This is a genomic window from Limnothrix sp. FACHB-406, assembly GCF_014698235.1.
Taxonomy (GTDB): domain Bacteria; phylum Cyanobacteriota; class Cyanobacteriia; order CACIAM-69d; family CACIAM-69d; genus CACIAM-69d.
On record NZ_JACJSP010000024.1, the window covers coordinates 15,891 to 36,747 of the forward strand.

The window sequence follows — 20,857 nt, forward strand, 5'->3', positions numbered from 1 at the left end:
CGTCCTGTGGCATTGGTTGTTTTGTGGCATTGGGTGAACGCGGGTGAACGATCGACCCCAAATTACGGTGGTGTTTGCCATCACCGCTGACGGCAAAATCAGCGATGCGCATGGGTCGCCGGGACGCTTTGGCAGTCCGGCCGATCGCGCGCATTTGGAAAAACAAGTGGCCCAAGCCGATGCGGTGTTGATGGGAGCCGGAACCCTCCGCTCGGAAGGGTTGGCCATGCCGGTTCTGAGTCCAGAACTCATTCAGGGGCGAGTTGACCAGGGCAAACCTCCGCAACCCACCCAAATTATCTGTTCTGCCTCCGGGGCGATCGACCCTGGCTATGGCTTCTTTCGCCAGGCCGTGCCCCGATGGCTGTTGACCACGGAAGCCGGATCTCGGCAATGGCTCGATCGCTGGTCTGCCTCAGGAGATTCCGAGGATCCATCCCCCCATTCAAAAGCAGCCAATGGATTTGATCGGATCTTGCTCGGCCCGTTGGGCGATCGGGATTTTCAATGGCCCGAAATTCTCGCCCAACTGGCCCAGGAAGGAATCCAACAGCTCGCCGTCTTGGGTGGTGGGAACTTGGTCGGCTCCCTATTGTCAATGAAAGCGATCGATCACCTGTGGCTGACGGTTTGCCCCCTGTTGGTGGGTGGAGCCGCCGCCCCCACGCCCATGGATGGTGTGGGTTTGCCGCTTCACGAGGCCCAGTGGCTCAATTTGGTCAGTGCCGAAGCCCATGGCCAAGAAGTGTTCTTGCATTACCAGCGGCGCGACACCGAACCTTAGCGCCCGGTGGGTTTCTGCTTCTTGTTCTGCTGTTTGTTGCCCTTCCCCGAACCCGAGGTTTCCTATGCCTGCCTCTCGCCGTTGTCCCCGTCCCGATCGTTTATTGCAATTTCTGAGTCAATCTCGGAGCCAATCTCGGAGCCAAACAATCCATTGGCTGTTGGCCCAAACCCTGCGCCATCGCCAGGCAACCCCGCAACCAACCGCACGATCGGGCTTTACCTTGCTGGAACTGTTGGTGGTGCTGTTGATGGTGACCATTCTGATGGCCATTAGCGCGCCCGTTTGGCTGTCGATGGTAGATGGCCAACGGCTCGGAGCCGCCCAAGACGATGCGTTTCGGGCCCTGCGATCGGCCCAATCCAAAGCCAGGCAACAACGACGACCCTGGGAAGCCTGTTTTCGCACCAACCCAGAGGACAAGCGTGCCATTCAATATTCTGTGCATCCCGCCGTGGGCGCAAAATGCAGCAAAGCCGTTTGGCGGCCCCTGGGAGCCGAAGCATCGACCTATGCCGCGATCGACGGCGGGAAATCAGACTTCACTCGCGACGGTGGGAGTTATGTGGTGCAGTTTAATGGTCGCGGCTGGCTAGCTTCTTCTCAGGACGGCGCGGAATACAAAGGCAATGACGACAATGCTGGGAATCGCATTACCTTCCAAATGGCAGGCCGTCCTGATTTGACCGATCGAAGCTGTGTTTATGTGGAAACCTTGCTGGGTTCCCTGCGAGCCGGGCGCAATGATCGTTGTGACGACTAAGCAACCACTCAGCTACTCAACCACATCACGGGCATATTCTTCATTCACAGCCCGACGGGGAATGGTGCAAAAACGCTTGACCGTCAGGGCAATTGTCTTTTTAGGAACGCCGCCCTTGAGATAAATGTCATATTCCATGGCCAAGGTTTTTTCGGAAGCAATATAGGCCTTGACCATAATATATTCACTGTTAATGGCATTCACGCACTCCAAACATTGGGCGCGGGTGGCCGTTTCCGCAATGCCAAAAAGAGTCAGCAATCGCACCCGATCCTTGTTCTCGCTCAGGAACACATAGCACTTGATTTCTTCCTGAATCAGAATGTCGCCATCGTCATCGATCGAAACATCCATCAGCGCTTCATCAAAGATGGATTGCAACAGAGCTTTTGAAGCATTATCAGGTGTGACTAGCTCTTCGTTCATAATTTTGGCCTGCGATGAATGGATGTGATGATTGTTGTTGGCCGAGTGGTGGTTAAAAGTCATTCAGCAAGATCAATTCAGAAGGATTAATTGAGGACTGTGGCCAACAGGATGTTGAGTCCGTTCTTGTTTCGGCCTAATCTTAACAAGCGAAAGTGGGGACTGATGGCGTTGTGGTGGCGGGCAGATCGGCAATGCGGTTTTTAGTAGAAGGTTGGCTGTCGGCTCCCCACTCCTACACAACGGTGAATCAGTTCCAATGTTTGGCGCTGCTGGAGCGATCGGGGCTGCAACTGTTTCATCGCGAGCAACCGTTGGCTCATGGTTGGCAGCCGATCGCGGGGCAATTGGATCCGGAGCGATCGCGTCGATTGGCCCAAATTCCGGCCCCCGATGGCGACCCGGTGGATGGACTGTTGCGGATCGATTCGCCCTACCGATTGCAGCCAGACCCGATCGCCCGTCGATCGTTTGTGTTTGCCACGGCGGAATTTGGCAAGCTGCACCATGAATATTGGCAATGGATGGGGTGCGCCCAAAAAACGGGCAAATGGGCGGCGGCCGGGGGCGATCGGGGAGCCGTGGTGCTCACCCCTTCGGCCTGGTCGCGACAGGGGCTAATCCACAGCGGTGCAGCGCCCGATCGGGTCGTGGTGTTGCCCCATGGGGTCGATCCCCAGATTTATCACCCCTTGGCAGCGGCCGATCGGGCGGATCTGCGGCGGGCCTGGGGTTGGGAGGGTTGCCAAGTCCTGCTGAACGTGGGGGGCACGATTCCCCGCAAGGGTGGCGATTTGTTGATTTTGGCGTTGGGGGCAGTGATGGAGCGATCGCCCCAATTGCGCTGGGTTTTGAAGGCCAATGACGCGGTTTATGGACGCGATCGGGGGCGAGCCGCCTGGGTGAATCAGGTGCGATCGCTGTTGCCGACCGATCGGGCCCAACGGTTGCTCGATCGAACGATTTATCTCAACAAATTTTTGTCCTACCAAGACATGGCCAAGCTTTATCAAGCGGCCGATGGTTATGTGTCGCCCTACCGCGCGGAGGGGTTTAACCTGCCCGTGCTGGAAGCGATCGGCTGTGGGTTACCGGTCATTTGCACCCAAGGTGGGCCCACCGATGAATTCACCAACCCCGCCTTCACCCTCCCGATCGCCAGCCAACTGATTGAGAAACCCGTTCAATACCCGGATGGCGTTTCCGAAACCGTTTGGATGTGGGAGCCGGATTGCGATGCCCTGGTTGATTGTCTCGAAACCTGGCTCGATCGCCCCCAATGGCAAACGGCCGCCCGGGCGGCCGGCCCCGCTTGGGTGCAAAGCCGGTTCACCTGGGATCACGCCGTGGATAAACTCCTGAGCCTGGTGGCCCAGCAACCCTAGTGCGCCCGAGCCACCAAAGCCCGGTGACGCACCGTAGTGGATTGGACAGTGATCAGCTCAAAGCCCGCTTGCTCGATCGCCTCGCCCAAATCCAGCGCAAAGTACTGATCCAAAAACGGCTCCGTACTCTTGAGCAGGGTCAGGATATAGGGCGGCATTTGGGCATAAATCTGGGATTTGGGGTTCATGTCCATAATTCCCAGATAGCCGCCGGGCTTCAGCAACCGCCGGGCCTCTTGCAAAATCGCGATCGCCGCCGTCTGGGGCAGCTCATGGTATAGCAGGCAAGCCGAAACTAAGTCATAGCTCGCGGCCGGTAAGCCGGTGTTTTCCGCTGCCGCATGAATCCAGCGGGGCTGGGCCCGATCGGGATTCATCGGGGAATGGTGAGTGTTGTAGGCGGCCACCGCCAGGAAATTCGGCGACAGATCCACCCCCGTCAGTTGGGCTTGGGGATAAATTCGCTGCAAGGCAAAGGTGCTCATCCCCACGCTGCATCCCAAGTCCACAATCTCCCGAGGCTCGATCGCCACCGTGGCCTTCAGCACATCATGGTAAGCGGCCCGCAATTTTGCGTCCCCTTCCGGGGTTTTTTCGCCAAAAATGGTGGAATGCACCGAATAGGCCGCCACTTCCACCTCGCTGGCCGGCTCCCAGCCCAAATTCCCCTCAGGATAGGCGTGGAAAGGATTGAGGTAATAGTCTGGATAGGTGAGGTTGGGGTTGCTGACCTGGGCCAGCTCCGCCGACCAATCCCGACTTTGCAACTCAGCGGCCGTCTTGCGCCAGGGAATGCCCATGCTTTCGGCCCGCTCAATCATCATCTTGCGGGCGCGGCTACGAGCAAAATTAGCCAGGGGTTTGATGGACAGCAGCCCATTCACCAAACGCGAGGCGGGGCCGGGTTTCACAAAGGCAGTGGCGGTCATGGAAAGGTCAGGCAATAGTTATTTGGGTTAAAGCTTTTTTGAGTTAAAGCTTTGGGATGGAATTTTTAGGGTGAAATCTTTGGGATGGAATCTTTGGGATGGAATCTTTGGGGCTAATTGAGTTTTTGGAAGTTTTTTGAATTTCTTTGAATTTTGAAGATTGAGTTTTGAGGGTCGGATTTGGATTTTTTGGATATTGTATCAGTCCTCACGGTTGCGGTTCGATCGCCCCACCACCAGGACGACTGAATCGCACAGGGCGATCGCGCAGTTGGTCGCTTCCCAAGCCGTGAGCTATGATGCTGCCTGAATTTGCGAAAACCGCCGCCCAGGGAAGAAACCCTGAATCTTGATGCGATCGCCCAACCCAGAAACCTTGAGCATGGTGCTGAAAGTCGCGGTCTTGTCCGTGGTGCTGTCGGTGGCCATCAAGCTAACTGCCTATGGATCGATCGGCACGCCGCCAGACTGGGTGGCTTGGGTCATGATCCTGTTGCCATCGCTGATTTTGGCAGGTTGGATGTGGCAGCAGAGCAAACCCGATCGCCCGTAGATCGCCCGTAAGTCATCCGTAAATCACCCCAACATCTATAAGATCACCCCAACAACTGCCCCGTAAATCACCCCGCAAGTCGCCCAGACAGTTACACGGGAAATTGCACAGGAAATTGCACAAGAAATCGCACAGGACGCTCGGTTCATGACCCTCGGACGCTGGTTAGGCTTACTGGTTTTTATTGCGGCCCTGTATGTGCTGTGGGCTGTGCGGCAGTTGGTGCTGATGATTTTTGGGGCGATCGCCATTGCCGTTGCGATCGACCGGTTGGCCCGCGCCCTGCTCACCCTCCAGTTTCGGGGGCGCAACCTGCTCCAAGATCGAACCAAGGCAATTTTTGGGGCGATCGGGCTGTTGGTGGCTTTTTTCTTGGGGGCCATGTTGTTGGTTGTTCCCCCCTTTGCGGCTCAGTTTCGGGAGCTGACCGAGTTGGTTCCCGTGGCGCTCGATCGCCTCGATACCTGGTTCAGCAACCTTTCCCAACAACCCTTGGGCCAGTGGTTACAAACGGTTCTCCCCAACCCCGACTTCCGCAGTTTGCTCACCCAGGCCCAACCGGCCATTAATCCGCTCTTTCGGGGTGGGTTTGCCCTGTTTGCCAGCACCCTGGGCGGGTTCTTCAACCTGCTGTTGGTGACCATCTTGGCCTTGATGATGCTGTTCGATCCATTGCCCTATCGCAATGCCTTCGTGCAGCTCTTTCCCTCCTTCTATCGGCGGCGGGTGATCACGATTCTCGATCGCTGCCGTAATTCTCTCGATGCTTGGCTGCTGGGCATTTTGTTGAACATGTCGATCATCGGTGTCCTCAGCGGCACGGGGTTGGCCTTGATGGGGGTGAAGCTGGCCCTGGCCCACGGGGTTTTGGCGGGTTTGCTGACGTTCATTCCCAATGTGGGGCCGGTGTTGAGCGTGTTGCCGCCAATGTTGGTGGCGCTGTTGGATGATCCGCTCAAGTCCCTGTTGGTGCTGGGTTGGTACGTGATTGTGCAGCAGTTGGAAACCAATTTGCTCACGCCGATGGTGATGTCCAAGCAGGTGTCCCTGTTACCGGCCGTGACACTGATTGCCCAAATCTTTTTTGCGACCTTTTTTGGGTTCACGGGGCTGGTGTTGGCGTTGCCGCTGACCGTGGTGGCCCAAGTTTGGTTCCAGGCATTGTTGGTTGAGGATGTGCTGGATCATTGGGATCAGGGGCCGCGTTGGCTGCGATCGAGCCGCGAAGGAGCGATCGACCCCGACCCTGAAAAGGCGCTACCGGCGGCCGTGGCTGTGGGCGGCGATGATTCTCAGACTCCTGAGCCATCAGACTCCTGAGCGACATGATTGGCGATCGCGACCCATACAGCACCTTGGATTGTTGAGTTGAATTTTTGATCAAAACAGCCCATCATCCCCCACCGCCGCGAAACCCAGATCGCGCGATGGCAGCCACCCGGCTAAAATGGCAACAACTCACCACTTGCTCATGGTTGGGGCAAGTGCTTGCGCTACATGGCCTTTAGCGACAGTCGGCGCTACTATCAAATTTTGGAACTGGAACCTGGCGCTTCAGCCGAGGAAGTGAACCAGGCTTACAAAGACCTGGCTTTCGTTTGGCATCCTGATCGGATCCCAGACGACAATCCCCGTTTGAAAGCCAAGGCCCAAGAGAAGCTGAAGCAGCTCAATGAAGCGCGGGGCTTTTTTCGGGCCCATTTTCGGCAGCGGCCCAACAGCGGGGCCCCAACGGAACGAACCACCGCCCAACCCCACGGGCGATCGACGGCCCATCACCACAAAAATCCATACCATGCCGGTGTGCATCACCAAGGGGCTAGCCATAGTGCCAGCCACGGTGCGAATCACAGCGCAAACCACGGCGCGAACCATAACGGCTCCGCTCAAGGATTTGGGGCCAATGGGCAATCAACCCCCAAGGCGGGGGCCTATGGATCCAGTGCCAATGGTTCCGGTGGATATAGCACCTATGGATACAGCACCCAAGGCCCATCAACGGGTTCGGTTCCTGGCCAAGGCATCCATCCCGAACCGGAACCGTTCGCTTGGAAAACACCACGCCGATCGCCCTTTAATAGCCATCCCCCCGGTGACCCCACGGCGGAAACGACCGCCAATCGATCGCCCGAACCACCCCCAAGACGACCGCGCCCCCCGATCGTGCCGCCCCAATGGCAAGATCAACCGCCGCCTCGTCCCGCTGCCGATTTGAGCGGAGCCAAGATGCGCGGGGCCAACCTGCGGGAACGGGATTTTGCGAGCCGAAACCTCAGCGGGGCTGACCTCGCGGGAGCTGATTTGACGGATGCCTTTATGCACCGCGTGAACCTGAGCGGGGCCAACCTGAGCGGGGCCCGGTTGTTTCGGGCCAATCTGCTGCAAGCGAACCTGAGCGGGGCCGACCTGAGCGGCACGGACTTGATCGGGGCTGACCTGAGTGGGGCTGACCTCCGGGGAGCCAATTTGACCAATGCCAAAATGACCGTCGGTGGGCGGCTGATGGTGCGGTTAACGGGGGCCAAGCTGGATGGGGCGATCGTTCCGGCGGATCTGAGGCGATCGCCCTAGAAACGGGTCAGGATTGCCCCCAGTCCCGGAATTGCACCTAAGCTTCCCAATCCGGACAAGCACCCTCCGTCCAACCAAAGGGATACATCCCGCAGATCAGCAGCGTGCCGTTGTAGACCCGGCCATGGTAGTGACGACAGCCCACACAGGCGGCATGGCGGTCAACCGGCGGCACTTTGGGGTTGAGTTGGTCGTAAAGCGCATCGTATTGGTTCAGGGTCGGCGGGGCCAAAGCTGCCCGATCGCCCTCCGATTCCGGTTCTTCGGTGGTGAAAGGATTGGCCGGAAAACCGGTTTCCGCCCAGTCTGACCACAGGGGCGCTAACCAATCGTTCACCTCGGTGGCCCACTGTTCGATCGCCCCGTCCACCTCCTGGCACAGTCGATCGACCTCAATTCCCCACTGTTCAGCCAAATGGGTTTCCACTTGCTCCTGAAGGTCAAGGGCCGTTTGCTCCAGTTCCCGGGCCGAATCCGTCAGCCATTGATCCACCTGGGTCACGGTTGATTCCACCGACTCGGCCATGGTGATGATCACTGCATCCAACGTGGCTTCCACTTCCCGGGCGATCGGCTCCCAATCCCGGGCGATGGGAGTCAACCACTGTTCAAGATTCTTAGCCCAGTTCCCGGCCCAATCATCTTTCCAATCGTCCATTCATATCTCCGCGTTTCCGCTTGGGGCCCCATGTCACCAACTGCCGCCACCTCGGTGACGCGATCGAGGGGCCAACTTGAGGGGCTATTCCCAGCTTAAGAGCTGGATCCCGATCACTGCCAAGGGGGGCCCTCTAAATTCCTGGGGGTAATTCTTGGGGGTAATTCCTGGGGGTAATTCCTGGGGGCAATTCCGAGAGACGATCGGTTATCTCCTCAAAGCGGGACAGGATCCCGATCGCCCCGCCACGGGTGTTTGCGCCTATGATGCCTACTATGATGTGCGTTGCACTTTTGCGCTGCTGCCTTTGAAGGCGCGATTTTTTTCCGGTACTTGCCCATGGATACTTCAATCAACCTGCTGGCCAACACCATCCTGCAATTCGTCAATATCTATACGCTGGTGATCTTCATTCGGATTCTGCTGAGTTGGTTTCCGAATATCGATTGGTTCTCCCAGCCCTTTGCCACGGTGGGGCAGTTAACCGATCCTTACCTGAACCTGTTTCGATCGATCATCCCCCCCCTGGGTGGCTTAGATTTTTCGCCCATGCTGGCCATTTTGGCGCTGCAATTGCTGTCCCAATTAGTCAGCAGCGCTGTGATGGCCTTGTAGCCAAAGGGCCCGGTCACCAATGGCTCAAAGCTGGCCCGGAGACGAGGGGCGATCGGGCTGGTGTTGTTGCTGGCGATAGAGACCATAGCCAATGGCGAAGGGTTTCAGCAGCCCATACAAACCAGCCAACACGCCCCAAATCAACCCAATCACCAGGGCCGGACGATGGGCCGCCAAGTCATTGGCCATCCGCTCCAGCAGGGTATGGGGCTGGGTGAACAAGTCCCAACTGTTGAAGCGCCAAAACCGACCCACAAACACCCCCACCGCCGACAGGCCATGGAGCAACTGTTCCATGAGCGGAATCCAGCGGCTGCGCCCGATCGCCCGGAGCCATCCATCCAGCCACACCAGCGACCAAACATAGGCCCCAAAGCCCACGGCCACAAACAGAACGTATTGCGGAATCACGATCATCACCGTGGCCCAAAGGGACGTGTAGCGATAGCGAATGTCATTGACCAGATGAATCAAATCGGTCAAGACATAGGGCGCATTGGGTAAAAACAAAATGAACACGATCGCCAGCCCCCACCATAGGGGCGATCGGGGCGATCGAGCGGGGCGGTGTCGAAAAAGCCAAGCGGCAATTCCCAAAGGGACAATGGCCAAAAATAAATTCCAAGCCATCCAATAGCTGTTATCGGCCCAGAGTGCGATCGTAATCCGCAGCCACTGCGCCAATGTTTTGAGAAGGGGTTCCATAGCCGATCGCCTTGATCAGAAACGTGTGAGATCAGAAGCGTTTAAAAACGGATCAGATTGAGTCAGGCAGATTGCATCAGGCAGATTCAACCGGGCAAATTTAACCAGATAGATTCAACCAGATAGATTCAACCAGGCAAGCTAAACCGGGCAAATTCAATCGAGCAAAACCCGACCCAAATCCTCTCGGGAAGACCAATCAAGAAGACTGAATCAGGGTTTGTAATCGATCGGCCGCCGGTTGGTCTCCCAAGGCCAAGTAAAGATCTCGGGCCTGTTTCAGATGCTCGATCGCCTCAGCAGAACGGTGTTGAGATCGACGTAGACGGGCAAGCACCAGGTGTGGCTCCGGGTCGTGAGGATTATGGGCGATCGCCTGCTCCAGTTCCTTCATTGCCTCGTCCCACTGTTCCTGTTGGATCAGCACCCCAGCCCAGGCCACCCGATAGGCCGCCTGATCCGGGTCAAGCCCCCTTGCTTGCCAAGTCTGTTCAATCGCCTTAGCCGCTTCGCCACGGCCTTGATAGGCGTAAAGATCTCTCGCCGCGATCGCCGCTTGCAGGGCCTGGGCCTGTGCGCCGTGGGCCTCCAGGGCCTTCGCCAGAGCCAAATGGGCATCGGGATCGCTGGGATGTTGCCGAATCGCCGCCTCCAGCAGGGGAGCCGCTTCCGCCGGTTGGTCACTGTCCAGCAGCGCAATGCCCGCCATCAGAGGCGATTCCGTCAAAGATGAAGCATTAAACGCGCTGCTGCCGCCGGTTTGAACCGTTTCCGCGATCGCCCGTACTTGCTCCAACTTGCCCAGGGCCCAACTCGCAGTCTGTTGCACCTGTTGATCCGGGTCGCGGGCCGCCATGCCCATCATTTGGCTGAGGCGAGTCACTTGTTCATAAACCTGCGTTAAATCCCGAATCGCATTGGTGCGCACTTCCGGATTCGGATCCCGCAGGGCCAGGGCCATCGCCTCCAGGGTGGGTTCCAACACCCGCGACCCGATCGAGGTTAAAGCCGCGATCGACAGGCTTCGTTGCTTGGAATCCCCATTCAGCAACACATCCATCAGGGGACGCAGGGCCCGAGAGTCGCCCCGTTGTCCCAATTCCCAAATAGCCTTGCGGCGATCGGCCGCGTTGTCGCTGCGGAGATTTTGAATTGCCCGCTCAATCAGGCTCGGTTGCACTACCCGAGTAGGCGCAAGGGCCGTTGGGCTGGGCAAAGGAGCCGTCGGGTTGGGTGCGGCATTGGGTGTGGCATTGGGTGCGGCTTTCGGCGCAGCCGCATTAGCCGCCGGATTGGGCAAGGGCGCAGGCGTGGCCGGTTCAGGCGCTTTGGATTCCGCAGGAGCCGGAGCCGCCGCCTCTGAAGGGTCGGCAGAGAGTTCGGAATCGGCTGCCGGGGTTAGTTTTTGCCAGGGAAACAACCGGCGACGGGGTTTTGACTCTGGTTTGGATTCCGACTTGGATCCTGGCTTGGAGTCGATCGGGGCGGCCGTTTCCAGCGCCATGGCATTTTGACCATTGTGGGCTGCCGCACTGTGGGCATCGAGGGTGGGGCCCACATCCCGGGGCCGGGTCGATCGCGCCGCCGAAGCCAACGGAGCGCCCCAAGGGTCGATCGCCTCCAAGCCCTCTACGGCATCTGGATCCGCCAAAGGATCAAAATCCGCCTCTGACTCCGCATCCGCTTCATCCCAACCAAAATGCTCATTATTCCGAACTTGGCGAACAAACCAAACCAAGCCCCCCAACAAACCAAGCCCCCCAATTCCCGCCGCCCCCAACAACACAATTCGGCGCTGGAAGGCCCGTTGATCGTTTTTGGGTTTTTTGGGCTTTTTATTCTGTTGGTTTTGATTATTATTCTGATTATTGTTTTGAGTATTGCCTGAATTGCCTGAATTATTAGGCTGATTATTTTGATTATTCTGGCTATTGGAATTATTACTATCAGAATTATTATTTGAACCGTTGTTGGAATTGCCTTGATTGCCCGAATTGTTTTGCCCAGAATCTTGCCCAGAATCTTGCCCAGCATTCGCCGGTTGAGATTCATTGGGAGCCGCCTGGGCAACGGGCATCGATGCGGAGGATGGCGAAGACTGGCTAGAGCTGCGGTTGGGGCCGCTGATGGCCGGTTGAACTTGGAGCAAGGCTTGGGCCACCGTTTCCGTGGCCGCCAGTCCACCGCCGGGAGTGGCCAAACTGCCCAACATCACGATCGCCATGGCCCGGGCTGCGCGATCGCGGGTGCGGGATTTGGCTCCTGTCCAACTAGCTCGCTTCATAAACAACCGATCGAAAGGGGGCGCGAAATTTGCAGAAAACTTGCGGAAAACGCCTGGAACAGACGCTTGCAAGAGCCTAAAGGCTAAGGCTCCTATTCATCATTCCCTGAGATGCCACAAGCAAGACAATCGTAGGCCAGGAGTTTCAGATTCTTTGCTGATTTCCTGAATGCACCCATCCAAACAGGTTTGCATCTTCTAGACCCATGGGAGCGGAGCCGTTTACCGATCCGTTGGCTGACGTTGGCTCGCGGCCGCGATCGATACGTCTAGCAATACATCTCCTGTCGAGACTTCCGTTGATATCTCCATTGTGGCATTGGTGCTTGTGGCATTGGTGCTCGCTCTCCATCCCCCTAGGGTCGCGGTGTGCCGGTGGGGCTGGGATTGCTTTGGGCGGGCGCTGCATTAGGTTTACGTGGCTCCGTGGGCGACATCAGTTGAATTGAGTCAAAAAAAGCCTGCACCTGGGGAACCTTGAGTTTGCCGTCTTCGGCCGCCACAATGGCCCGATACCAAATTCCGTTGGCATAGAAAATTCGCACCCGGGCCGCGAAACCGCCCGATCGCGACAATTCCAGATCGCGCCCCTGAAAACCACTTTGTTGCAAGGGTTTTTCGGAAACCACCTTGGCGGAAATGCCCTTGGCGATGCTGTCGCGACTGGCATCCAGAGCCTTGGCCACATCCACCCCCGTGCCCGCCGGAACCGGAAAGCGATTGTGAGCAAACAGATAAAACCGCTTGGCCGGTCGGTCTTGGTAACGGAGCATAATCACTTCCGCCGGGCCCACTTCGGTGGGGACGCGGCTGGTTTCTTCCTGGGGCTTGGCGGGAAACGCCACGGAAAAGCCGGCCTGGGGTGATTGGTAGCGTGGCCAGGTTTTCAGTAATCCGGCGATCGTGTTGGGGGTGGCGGAAGGGCTGGGCAACAGGGCCGCTGGGGCCATATCCGGCAGTGTGATGCCTCCCGGTTGGGCGGCGGGCTGGGAGGTGGTGACTTGGTTGGTGCAGCCGATCGAGAGGCTACCCAGACCCAAACTGAGCAGGATCGGCCCGATCGGGCGAAACCAGTGAACGGACAACGGAAGAATGCGATCGAGCATGGAACGCCGACAGTGAAACAGCAAAAAGGCTTGGGCCCGAAACGCCCTCCATTATGCGTTGCTGATTGCCCTGCTGCTAATTGGATCGGTTTAGATCGGCTTAGATCGGTCTGATCGCCAACGAATTAGGGACTGCAAGGCTTCGTGATCACCGAATAAGCTCGATCGCCCTGGATTGGCTGGCTCTGGATTGGCCGGCTCTGGATTGGCTGGCCCATTTCGCCCATCCCGCAGCAGCACCACAAAGGAACCGGCCCCCAATCCTTCCTGGGGAAACATTCGATAGCAGGGAAAAGCCCCGTGGGTCGATCGCCAAGGCTCTAGGGCCGGAACGGGTTGCGGTTCCAGGCGGGGAAAGCGATCGAGCAGCCATTGGGTGGCCCCTTCGTTTTCCTCGATCGCGTAGGTGCAGGTCATGTAAGCCAACCAACCACCAGGAGCCACCAGGGCCGCCGCGTTGGCCAAAATCCGTTTTTGGCGATTGGCATTTTTCCCGATCGTCAGGGGATGGAAACAGCCGGGATTTTTCTCCCCCTTCGCCAGCAGGGATTGGCCCGAGCAGGGCGCATCCACAATCACCAAATCCGCCCAACTGGGAATCGCCTGGGCCAAGGTTTCCGGGTCGGCACAAGTGGCGATCGCCGGGTCAAGGCCACAGCGCTTCAGGTTGCTGACCAACATACCGATCCGTTTACCGATCGCCTCATTAGCCACCAGCAGCGACGGTTGCAGCGCCCGCCAAGCAAAAACACTCTTGCCCCCCGGCGCGGCACACAGATCCACCAGCCGATCGACCCGATCGGGAATCGCCAGCAAGGCCGAAGCCGCAAACACCGAGGAAAAATCCAGACAATAGAACGCCCCCGCCTCATGCAGGGGATGCTTGCCGGGTCGCCGATTGGCCGGTTGGTCGGCGGTCAAATCGAGCCGATCGACCCAGGCCGGCTGCATCGCCAAGGGAGGCAGGGCCGCGAAGGGAAACGGATCGGGGCGATCGGCCAGCCACAACAAACAGGGCGCAAACCGCTGGGCTTGGCCGAGGTTCTGGACAAAGGCCGCGCGATCGGCCGCTTCCCCAAACAGGCGATCGGCTAGCTTCAGCAACAGGCGCGACGGCTCCGTTGCGATCGCCTCCGATGCCGCTGGTTTAGCCGATCGCTTCTTCGATTTGCCCATTCCCCATCTATCCCCACCGAGACGGAGACAAGGGGCTTAAGCCCCTTGCTCCCAGGATTGCCACAAGCAGTGCCGCGCTAAATGAGTCCCTAATTAGGCCCTAAACCGCCGCGCGATTCAGATCCAACACCGCTTGCAGGCGATCGAGCACCAGTTGCCGATCCAAATAGGACAGCAGCGGCCCCGCCTTCGGGCCCCGTTCCTTGTTCAAAAACGCCAGATAAATCGCCGAAAAGGCCACCGGCATTTTCAAATCCAGCTCCCGCGTGGTGGCAAACAGCGCCGTTTGCAGGGATTCGCCGTCCCAGCTTTCCACCGTTGCCAGCGTTTTCAGCAAAGCTTCCACATAGCCGATTTGTTCCGGCGAAAGTTGATTCGCCCGCTCCGGAATCGTATCCAGATAAAGCACCAACTTTTCTTCTTCATCGGCGTAGTCATTCAGCCACTTTTGGGCGGCCGAAATCCGTTCGCGAGCAATTTGCCAATCGTAATCGCTCAAAGGTTCAGCCGATCGCGCTGCCACTTCCTTTTCCACATCCAAATGGGGCACTTGCAGCAGGGAAATTGCTGTGCTCAATTCAAAGGGTTGGTAGGGCTGAATTTCCCCATCCAACTGGGCATAAAACAGCGCCATCCAGTCTTCATTCAGTTCCGGCGGGTTGCCCCCACTGGCGATCGTTTCCCGGCGATATTTGTCGATCAAGTTGTCGTAATCGCGGAACACGCGCGTAATGCTTTCGTAGTTGGGCGCAAAATTAATGGCTGTGCGGGGTGGTGTGCGCAACATCAAAAAGCGCAGCAACTGCGGCGGCAATAGATCAGCAATTTCGCGGGCGCTGGAGCCGATCCCCTTGGAAGAACTCATTTTCGTGCCATTGACCAAAATGAATTCGTAGGGCGAGTGGAAGGGCGGTTGTTGACCCAAAACCTTGCGGGAAATGGCGTTGGCCACGTCGCGGGAGCCGCCCTTTTGGGAGTGGTCTTTACCGGCTAGCTCGATCGTCACGCCCAGCAATTCCCACTTGGCCACCCACTCGACTTTCCAGGGCAGTTTGCCGTTGCCATCGAAGGGCGAAACCCAACCGGAATGGCCACAGCCTTGGGTGTAGTCCGTGGCGTTGGGATCGCAGGTGTAGAACACCTTGCCATCTTGATAGTCGGTGACTTGGGTAGTGGCGATTTTGCCACAATGTTCGCAAATCACCTGGAAGGGATACCAGTTGCTGGGGCGATCAGCCTTGCTAACTTCTTTATAGGCTTCGCGCACCAAATGGGCGTTTTTCAAGAAGCGATCGATCGCGGGATTCAACTTGCCCGATCGATACAAATCCCGCAGGTAATAAATCTCGGGCCGCACACCCAAATACTCAAACACATCCAGAAATTCGCCCATGAAATACTTGGCGTAATCACTGGCGCGATCGCCCGGCGCGGTGTCATCGGGCGAGGGCACATTGCAGAGGGGCCAGCCCAAATAGCGCTCAAACTTTTCCCGATCCAAATAGCGCGGCACGGTGTCCAGCGCGTCGTAATCATCCACGCCGTAGATGAATTTCACGGGCTTGCCGGCCTGTTTCAGAGCGCGATAGATCGTGTCGTGAATCACGACTCCCCGCAAGGAGCCAACGTGAACACGCCCCGATGGCGTTTTGGAATCGTTAACGATCTGTGGACCCTGTGCGTCGGCGGCGATTTTATCTGCCCAGAAACTCATGGCGGTGGGGCGGTGATGACGAGGTAATGGTTACAGAAAAAGATGGGTGCAGAATGCCAAGGTTGCAAAATGCCTATTCATTTTAGGGACTTGGGGCCTTTTACGCGCGATCGCTCCGAAAGGATGCTGAAAAAGCTTTATCTAGAAATTGATCAGGTTGAACCAGTTAACCCCGCCCCTTCAACACCCCCAGTCCAAACCAGCCGATCGGCCATTGGCATAATGAGACCAATCGCAATCTTGAGGAAAAACCGATGGTTGCTCAAATTCCCCCCAGTGAGCCGGGAAAAGTCCAGCCCAAGCCGATCGAATATCCCGACAGTGACGGCCAGCCGATGGCAGACAACACAAAGCAATTTCACTGGATCCAAACTATTCAAAGCAACCTCGCCACCATTTTCAGTGACGATCCGCAGGTGTTTGTGGCCGGTGATTTGCTTTGGTATCCCCTGGAAGGCAGCAACACCATTCGCCAAGCGCCCGATGTGATGGTTGTTTTTGGGGTTCCCAAGGGCGATCGGGGTTCCTATATGCAGTGGCGCGAACACAACATCGCCCCTCAAGTGGTGTTTGAAATTTGGTCGCCGGGCAATCGCTTTGGGGAAATGCTGAAAAAGCAGATGTTCTATAACCGCTATGGCGTTGAGGAATATTACATCTATGACCCCGATCGCAATGAATTGAACATTTTGACGCGGGGAGACAGGGGCGATCTGGAACCTGTTGAGAATCCCCAAAACTGGGTCAGTCCTCGGCTGGGCATTCGCTGCCAACTAGATGAAGAAACTCTCACCCTGTTTGGGCCCGATGGCCGGCCCTTTTCCACCTTGCTGGAAGAGCGGCAACGGGCCGATCGGGAACGGGAGCGGGCCGATCGGCTGGCGGCCCGGTTGCGGGAACTGGGCTTGGATCCTGACGCGATCGCTCCCTAGGGCCTTGAGCGATCAGCCCGAGTAACCACCATCAGCGATCGCAGCCATCGGGATTGTGGCCAATATCACCCCTACAGCATCACCCCTACAACAGCCCAGACACCTCGTAGAGCTGGCGCGTGCGGGACAAAATCTTATCGCCATAGTTCATATCCGCCTCCCAACGCCCACTCAGCAGCGCCACCGTGGGAGCCACGCCGCGCGGCACAAAGCTAAACCGAGGATCCACCACCGCATTCGCCAAGGGTTCCGTGCTGGCGTAGGCCTTGAGGTGTTGGATGTGGGCCCGCACCCCCAGCCGCGCACTGGCAAAGGAAGCCCCCTCGGGATTGCCCCCCAAGGCCCCCAGCCCCCCAAAGTTGTTTTGGCTGGATTTGGTGGGGCCCGGAAATTGCAGAAAGTCCGTTTCCACACACATTTGGGCAAAGGCTAGATCAAAATTGACCCCCTCGGCGATCGCCTCTTCGCGGTAAAGGCGCGGTAAATCGGGAAACTGGCTACCCGCATTGGGGTTAAAGGCCCTCAGAAAGGTCAGCATTTGGGCATCAACGGTGCTGCCCAGTCCCATAATTTGCCCCTTCAGGGTGTTGGAAACCAAGAGGTTGGTGCGGAGGGTGACGGCGCGAGTTTGGCTGTTCCAACCCACAGAGATGTTGTATTGCCGCAGGTCGATCGCCTTGAAGTAAACGATGTTTTGGTAGCGTACCCGGACGATTTGCGGGTTGGTGGCCACTTTGATTCCCAGGCGATCGGCCAGGTCGATCGGGATGTAGGAATTGCCATTGATCAGCACACCCCGCTCGGGATAGCGCTGATTATTCACCTCGATTTGAATGCTGCTGTAGGGCTGGGCGGGGAATTCCAGCAAAATTTGTTGCAGGCCATCGCTGAGGCCGGTGGCAATGCCCCAACCTTGATTTTTGAGAATCGTGCGATCGGTCTCGTTGGTTAAAAAGCCCACTTCCACCAACAGCGAAGGAACCGTGAGTTGACGACAAAACAGCCGATTCCCCAACCCCGTGGCCGTGTCGGGCAATGCCCCCCGCGAAAGGAGTTGGGGAACCCGCGCCAGGGTCGATCGCAACAGAATTTCTGCCTGGGTTTGGCGCACCTGATTATTCGCAATGAAATAGACCGTCGTGCCTCGGGTGGCGGGGTTGCTGGAACCATCCAGGTGAATTTCCAAGGCCACATCTCCGGTGCGTCCTCGGGCATTGATCCAAGCGATCGTCTGTTGCAGGCTCAAGTCATCGGGAACCGTCAGCACTTCAATGCCCCGCCGTTGCAGGGTTTGGGCCGTGGCTTCCCGCAGCCAAATCATTTCCCGGGCTTCGGTGGTTCCTGCCGCCATAATGCCAGGATCCAAAACCCCGTTTTCATAGCCCCCATGGCCCGCTGAAAGGAGAACCCGCCCCATGAATTACTCTCGATCGAACTTCGACCAATGCTAGATCACCCGATTCCAAAAAATCACTAGGATGCGGTGCTGTTCAGAATCATCCCGAGGGCGATCGCGCGGCTGATTCGCGCAAGAGGTCTATGGGGTGACCGACTTGGGATTTGGGTTGCGATTTGAGTTGCGATTTGAGTTGGAATTTGGGATTGTCCACCCCGTGCTCGAAATTTGCCGTTTTGGAGCCGCAAGCAACGGAGCCGGCGGCCGTCCGGTACACTGCATAGAGCCGTTGTCGGGTCGATCGCCCGGTTTGCTGATCATGGTTGAAGCTGCTGCATTTTCTGAGCACCCACATCCTGAAGAATCAGAGAATTTAGAGAATTTAGAAAGTTTAGAGAATTTAGAAAGTTTAGAAACCCTTGCAGAAGAAAACCTGGAAGCCTTAGAAGATTTGCCAGAGCCGGAGGAATTACCCGATCGGCCGGTGGCCCACGGCGATGACTTGCCCGATGATTTGGTGTCGGCCTTGGCGATGCCCTTGCGGGGAGCCAAATTGCCCTCCACATCCGCAACCACCCAGCAGCCGGCCGAACAGCCTTCAACTGCGCATGACCCGGCTGAATCGCCCACCGAAACCGGCTCGGAAACCGGCAGCGAAGTTCCTGTGGCCGAGTTGCCGCCCCTGTCGCCAGAAGCGGCCAAGCTGGCGCGAGAATTGCTGACGGGAGCCGATCGCCCCGTGGCGGATCTGACTGGGGAACGGGGGCCCCAAGTGCGCCTTTGGATTCCGGGCTGGGCTGAATTGACTGGATCTACTGGATCTATTGGATCTCTCGAATCTGCGGAGACAGAACCCGCGACGGGTCGGGAATCGCCGCCAGAATCCCCAGCCGAATCCCAGCCAGAAGCGGCGGCTCCTGAGGCGATCGAACCTATCCCGGCTGCCGAGATCAATTCTTCTGCCCAAACGCTCTCCGAGGCCAAACCCTCCGAGATTAAAACCAGCAACACCAAAGACAGCCAAGAAAGCAAAGAAAGCGCCGATCGAACCCAACCGGTGCGCCTGGTGCTGCCGCCGGACTTTGTGGCCGAACAGCCCGATCGGGGCTTGGCCTGGACCGATTTGTGGCAGCAATTGATGCATCGGCTGTATGGGGGGGAGCGGGGCTGGACACCCGACGGGCCCGTCACGCTGCAAGCGATCGATCGCACCTTGGAAGCCAGGCAACTGAAGGCGATCGCCGATGCCCTTCAGGAGGTGCAATTGCGGCTGACCCGGGTGGAAACCAACCATCCCGCCACCGCAGCCCTGGCGATCGAAATGGGCTATGCCCTTCAGTTCACACCGCCCGAACCCACCCAGGAACCGATCGCGGCCGATCCTGACCTCGACCTTGCGCCCGATTGTTTGTATTTGGACAAAACCTTGCGATCGGGGGTGGAAATTCGTTATCCGGGCACGGTGGTGATTCGCGGCGATGCCAACCCCGGCAGCGCGATCGTGGCCGGGGGCGACATTCTCGTTTGGGGGCGGCTCTGTGGCGTGGCCCACGCGGGCATTAATGGCAACGAAAGCGCCATCATCATGGCCCTGAACCTGGCGACCAATCAGGTGCGCATTGCCAGCCGCACGGCCCGGGTTCCCGAGTCCAAGCTCGATGTGCCCTGTCCGGAAGTGGCTTACATTTCCGGAAAAGGGATCCGAATCTCACCGGCCGCCGACTTTGCCAAAAATGAAGTGCGATCGCGCCTGGGGGAACCACCCGCCTAAACGCTTGCCTCCACCCCCCGACAGATAGTCAAATCGCCCTTTGATCGCCATGCTAAATTGAGGTGTCTTTTCGGGTTCCGCCCGATCGCACCGCCCTTGGCCGTTCTGAATCCACCCTTCTCGATCGACCCTTCAGCCGTTGTCAACTATCAGGCAATCCCATGAGCCGCATCATCGTAATCACCTCCGGCAAAGGTGGCGTAGGCAAAACCACCTGCACCGCCAACTTGGGCATGGCCCTGGCGCAACTGGGGCGAAAAGTGGCGCTAGTGGATGCCGACTTTGGCCTGCGTAACCTAGACCTGTTGTTGGGTCTGGAAAATCGCGTGGTCTACACCGCCGTGGAATACCTGGCCGGTGAGTGCCGCCTGGAGCAGGCCCTCGTGCGCGACAAACGACAGCCCCGATTGGTGCTGATGCCCGCCGCCCAAAACCGCACCAAAGAATCGGTCACCCCCGACCAAATGAAAGCGTTGGTTTTGACCCTGGCCAAAAGTTTTGACTATGTGTTGGTGGACTGTCCAGCGGGCATTGAAATGGGCTTTCGCAACGCGATCGCCGCCGCCCGCGAAGCCATCATCGTCACCACTCCCGAAATTGCCGCCGTGCGCGATGCCGATCGGGTGGTGGGTCTGCTGGAGGCCGAGGGCATCAAAAACGTTCGGTTGGTGGTGAACCGGCTGCGGCCGCAAATGGTGCAAGCCAACGACATGATGTCCGTGGACGATGTGCGCGAAATTTTAGCGATTCCGTTGGTGGGAATTTTGCCCGACGATGAACGGGTGATCACCTCCACCAACCGAGGGGAACCGCTGGTGCTGTCGGAGCAAGTCTCCGTGCCCAAGATGGCGTTTAGTAACATTGCCCGCCGTCTGGAGGGTCAAAACGTGGAATTTTTAGATCTCACCGCCAGCCACGATTCCTTGCTGAAGCGGCTGAAGCGCTGGCTGAAGGGTAGCCCTCGCGGTTAGCCTGGATGGGCGAGCCGCTCCCGATCGGCCGCTGGAAGCTTCCCTGACCGCTGGCTCAACCTTGGCCAAGCTGGTCTCATCCCTTGGGTGGTGTGTCTTGACTGCAAGGGCTGTTGCG

General features: G+C 57.7%; 19 protein-coding genes. 10 read left to right on the forward strand and 9 right to left on the reverse strand.

What is annotated here, in order from left to right; all coding sequences use genetic code 11:
• The first annotated feature begins 43 nt into the window (after positions 1-43).
• On the forward strand, positions 44-784 hold the full coding sequence (locus tag H6G53_RS17015; RefSeq protein WP_190535023.1) for a dihydrofolate reductase family protein: 741 nt from the start codon (positions 44-46) through the stop codon (positions 782-784).
• Between the two features lie 64 nt (positions 785-848).
• Positions 849-1,547 carry a prepilin-type N-terminal cleavage/methylation domain-containing protein gene (locus H6G53_RS17020; protein ID WP_190535026.1) on the forward strand — a complete coding sequence of 233 codons (699 nt, stop codon included), beginning with the start codon at positions 849-851 and terminating at the stop codon, positions 1,545-1,547.
• A 12-nt stretch (positions 1,548-1,559) separates the two neighbouring features.
• Here the strand turns inward: H6G53_RS17020 and H6G53_RS17025 are convergent, their stop codons facing one another.
• A complete protein-coding gene (locus H6G53_RS17025) occupies positions 1,560-2,036 on the reverse strand; it encodes a YbjN domain-containing protein (RefSeq protein ID WP_099532217.1) in 477 nt (158 codons plus the stop codon).
• Positions 2,037-2,167: 131 nt separating this feature from the next.
• Here H6G53_RS17025 and H6G53_RS17030 point away from each other — a divergent pair, with 131 nt between their 5' ends.
• Positions 2,168-3,358, forward strand: a complete 1,191-nt coding sequence (locus tag H6G53_RS17030; protein WP_190535029.1) for a glycosyltransferase family 4 protein — start codon at positions 2,168-2,170, stop codon at positions 3,356-3,358.
• Here the strand turns inward: H6G53_RS17030 and H6G53_RS17035 are convergent.
• Positions 3,355-4,287 (reverse strand): class I SAM-dependent methyltransferase, encoded by a 933-nt coding sequence (locus H6G53_RS17035; RefSeq protein ID WP_190535032.1) that lies wholly within the window; start codon positions 4,285-4,287, stop codon positions 3,355-3,357. The genes H6G53_RS17030 and H6G53_RS17035 overlap by 4 nt on opposite strands.
• Before the next feature lie 352 nt (positions 4,288-4,639).
• On the opposite strand from H6G53_RS17035, the gene H6G53_RS17040 reads away from it, so the two are divergent.
• The 3 genes from H6G53_RS17040 (at position 4,640) to H6G53_RS17050 (ending at position 7,411) form a co-directional block, all read left to right on the forward strand.
• The gene (locus H6G53_RS17040) at positions 4,640-4,840 is read left to right on the forward strand and encodes a hypothetical protein (protein WP_099532214.1); all 201 of its coding nucleotides are present in this window, start codon (positions 4,640-4,642) and stop codon (positions 4,838-4,840) included.
• Positions 4,841-4,987: 147 nt separating this feature from the next.
• Positions 4,988-6,160, forward strand: a complete 1,173-nt coding sequence (locus tag H6G53_RS17045; RefSeq protein ID WP_190535034.1) for an AI-2E family transporter — start codon at positions 4,988-4,990, stop codon at positions 6,158-6,160.
• 177 nt (positions 6,161-6,337) lie between these two features.
• On the forward strand, positions 6,338-7,411 hold the full coding sequence (locus H6G53_RS17050; protein WP_190535037.1) for a pentapeptide repeat-containing protein: 1,074 nt from the start codon (positions 6,338-6,340) through the stop codon (positions 7,409-7,411).
• Positions 7,412-7,448: 37 nt separating this feature from the next.
• Here H6G53_RS17050 and H6G53_RS17055 read toward each other — a convergent pair whose 3' ends face one another.
• On the reverse strand, positions 7,449-8,069 hold the full coding sequence (locus tag H6G53_RS17055) for a hypothetical protein (RefSeq protein ID WP_190529703.1): 621 nt from the start codon (positions 8,067-8,069) through the stop codon (positions 7,449-7,451).
• 339 nt (positions 8,070-8,408) lie between these two features.
• Here H6G53_RS17055 and H6G53_RS17060 point away from each other — a divergent pair, with 339 nt between their 5' ends.
• Positions 8,409-8,684 (forward strand): YggT family protein, encoded by a 276-nt coding sequence (locus tag H6G53_RS17060; protein WP_099532210.1) that lies wholly within the window; start codon positions 8,409-8,411, stop codon positions 8,682-8,684.
• 24 nt (positions 8,685-8,708) lie between these two features.
• Here H6G53_RS17060 and H6G53_RS17065 read toward each other — a convergent pair whose 3' ends face one another.
• The 5 genes from H6G53_RS17065 to lysS all read right to left on the reverse strand — a co-directional run bounded on the left by H6G53_RS17065 (position 8,709) and on the right by lysS (position 15,669).
• The gene (locus H6G53_RS17065) at positions 8,709-9,389 is read right to left on the reverse strand and encodes a DUF1361 domain-containing protein (RefSeq protein ID WP_190529701.1); all 681 of its coding nucleotides are present in this window, start codon (positions 9,387-9,389) and stop codon (positions 8,709-8,711) included.
• A 199-nt stretch (positions 9,390-9,588) separates the two neighbouring features.
• Complete coding sequence (locus H6G53_RS17070; RefSeq protein WP_190535039.1) at positions 9,589-11,673, reverse strand: tetratricopeptide repeat protein; 2,085 nt, start codon at positions 11,671-11,673, stop codon at positions 9,589-9,591.
• Between the two features lie 356 nt (positions 11,674-12,029).
• A complete protein-coding gene (locus tag H6G53_RS17075) occupies positions 12,030-12,779 on the reverse strand; it encodes a hypothetical protein (RefSeq protein ID WP_190355941.1) in 750 nt (249 codons plus the stop codon).
• A gap of 90 nt (positions 12,780-12,869) precedes the next feature.
• A complete protein-coding gene (locus H6G53_RS17080; RefSeq protein WP_199309299.1) occupies positions 12,870-13,955 on the reverse strand; it encodes an RsmB/NOP family class I SAM-dependent RNA methyltransferase in 1,086 nt (361 codons plus the stop codon).
• 100 nt (positions 13,956-14,055) lie between these two features.
• A complete protein-coding gene (gene lysS / locus H6G53_RS17085) occupies positions 14,056-15,669 on the reverse strand; it encodes a lysine--tRNA ligase (RefSeq protein WP_190535042.1) in 1,614 nt (537 codons plus the stop codon).
• Positions 15,670-15,923: 254 nt separating this feature from the next.
• On the opposite strand from lysS, the gene H6G53_RS17090 reads away from it, so the two are divergent.
• Positions 15,924-16,601: a Uma2 family endonuclease gene (locus H6G53_RS17090; RefSeq protein ID WP_190535045.1), complete on the forward strand. Its 678-nt coding sequence runs from the start codon at positions 15,924-15,926 to the stop codon at positions 16,599-16,601.
• 85 nt (positions 16,602-16,686) lie between these two features.
• Here the strand turns inward: H6G53_RS17090 and H6G53_RS17095 are convergent, their stop codons facing one another.
• Positions 16,687-18,018, reverse strand: coding sequence for an N-acetylmuramoyl-L-alanine amidase (locus H6G53_RS17095; protein WP_190535047.1), 1,332 nt, complete (start codon positions 18,016-18,018; stop codon positions 16,687-16,689).
• 127 nt (positions 18,019-18,145) lie between these two features.
• Between H6G53_RS17095 and H6G53_RS17100 the strand changes: the two genes are divergently transcribed.
• Both H6G53_RS17100 and minD read left to right on the forward strand, forming a co-directional pair.
• Positions 18,146-19,768 carry a septum site-determining protein MinC gene (locus H6G53_RS17100; RefSeq protein ID WP_190535050.1) on the forward strand — a complete coding sequence of 541 codons (1,623 nt, stop codon included), beginning with the start codon at positions 18,146-18,148 and terminating at the stop codon, positions 19,766-19,768.
• Between the two features lie 161 nt (positions 19,769-19,929).
• On the forward strand, positions 19,930-20,739 hold the full coding sequence (minD, locus tag H6G53_RS17105) for a septum site-determining protein MinD (protein WP_099533566.1): 810 nt from the start codon (positions 19,930-19,932) through the stop codon (positions 20,737-20,739).
• Positions 20,740-20,857 lie beyond the last annotated feature (118 nt).

Coding starts and splice junctions, on each gene's coding strand:
- H6G53_RS17020 (WP_190535026.1), top strand. CDS start 849: ATGCCTGCCTCTCGCCGTTGTCCCCGTCCCGATCGTTTATTGCAATTT.
- H6G53_RS17025 (WP_099532217.1), bottom strand. CDS start 2,036: ATGACTTTTAACCACCACTCGGCCAACAACAATCATCACATCCATTCA.
- H6G53_RS17030 (WP_190535029.1), top strand. CDS start 2,168: ATGCGGTTTTTAGTAGAAGGTTGGCTGTCGGCTCCCCACTCCTACACA.
- H6G53_RS17035 (WP_190535032.1), bottom strand. CDS start 4,287: ATGACCGCCACTGCCTTTGTGAAACCCGGCCCCGCCTCGCGTTTGGTG.
- H6G53_RS17040 (WP_099532214.1), top strand. CDS start 4,640: ATGCGATCGCCCAACCCAGAAACCTTGAGCATGGTGCTGAAAGTCGCG.
- H6G53_RS17045 (WP_190535034.1), top strand. CDS start 4,988: ATGACCCTCGGACGCTGGTTAGGCTTACTGGTTTTTATTGCGGCCCTG.
- H6G53_RS17050 (WP_190535037.1), top strand. CDS start 6,338: ATGGCCTTTAGCGACAGTCGGCGCTACTATCAAATTTTGGAACTGGAA.
- H6G53_RS17055 (WP_190529703.1), bottom strand. CDS start 8,069: ATGGACGATTGGAAAGATGATTGGGCCGGGAACTGGGCTAAGAATCTT.
- H6G53_RS17060 (WP_099532210.1), top strand. CDS start 8,409: ATGGATACTTCAATCAACCTGCTGGCCAACACCATCCTGCAATTCGTC.
- H6G53_RS17065 (WP_190529701.1), bottom strand. CDS start 9,389: ATGGAACCCCTTCTCAAAACATTGGCGCAGTGGCTGCGGATTACGATC.
- H6G53_RS17070 (WP_190535039.1), bottom strand. CDS start 11,673: ATGAAGCGAGCTAGTTGGACAGGAGCCAAATCCCGCACCCGCGATCGC.
- H6G53_RS17075 (WP_190355941.1), bottom strand. CDS start 12,779: ATGCTCGATCGCATTCTTCCGTTGTCCGTTCACTGGTTTCGCCCGATC.
- H6G53_RS17080 (WP_199309299.1), bottom strand. CDS start 13,955: ATGGGCAAATCGAAGAAGCGATCGGCTAAACCAGCGGCATCGGAGGCG.
- lysS (WP_190535042.1), bottom strand. CDS start 15,669: ATGAGTTTCTGGGCAGATAAAATCGCCGCCGACGCACAGGGTCCACAG.
- H6G53_RS17090 (WP_190535045.1), top strand. CDS start 15,924: ATGGTTGCTCAAATTCCCCCCAGTGAGCCGGGAAAAGTCCAGCCCAAG.
- H6G53_RS17095 (WP_190535047.1), bottom strand. CDS start 18,018: ATGGGGCGGGTTCTCCTTTCAGCGGGCCATGGGGGCTATGAAAACGGG.
- minD (WP_099533566.1), top strand. CDS start 19,930: ATGAGCCGCATCATCGTAATCACCTCCGGCAAAGGTGGCGTAGGCAAA.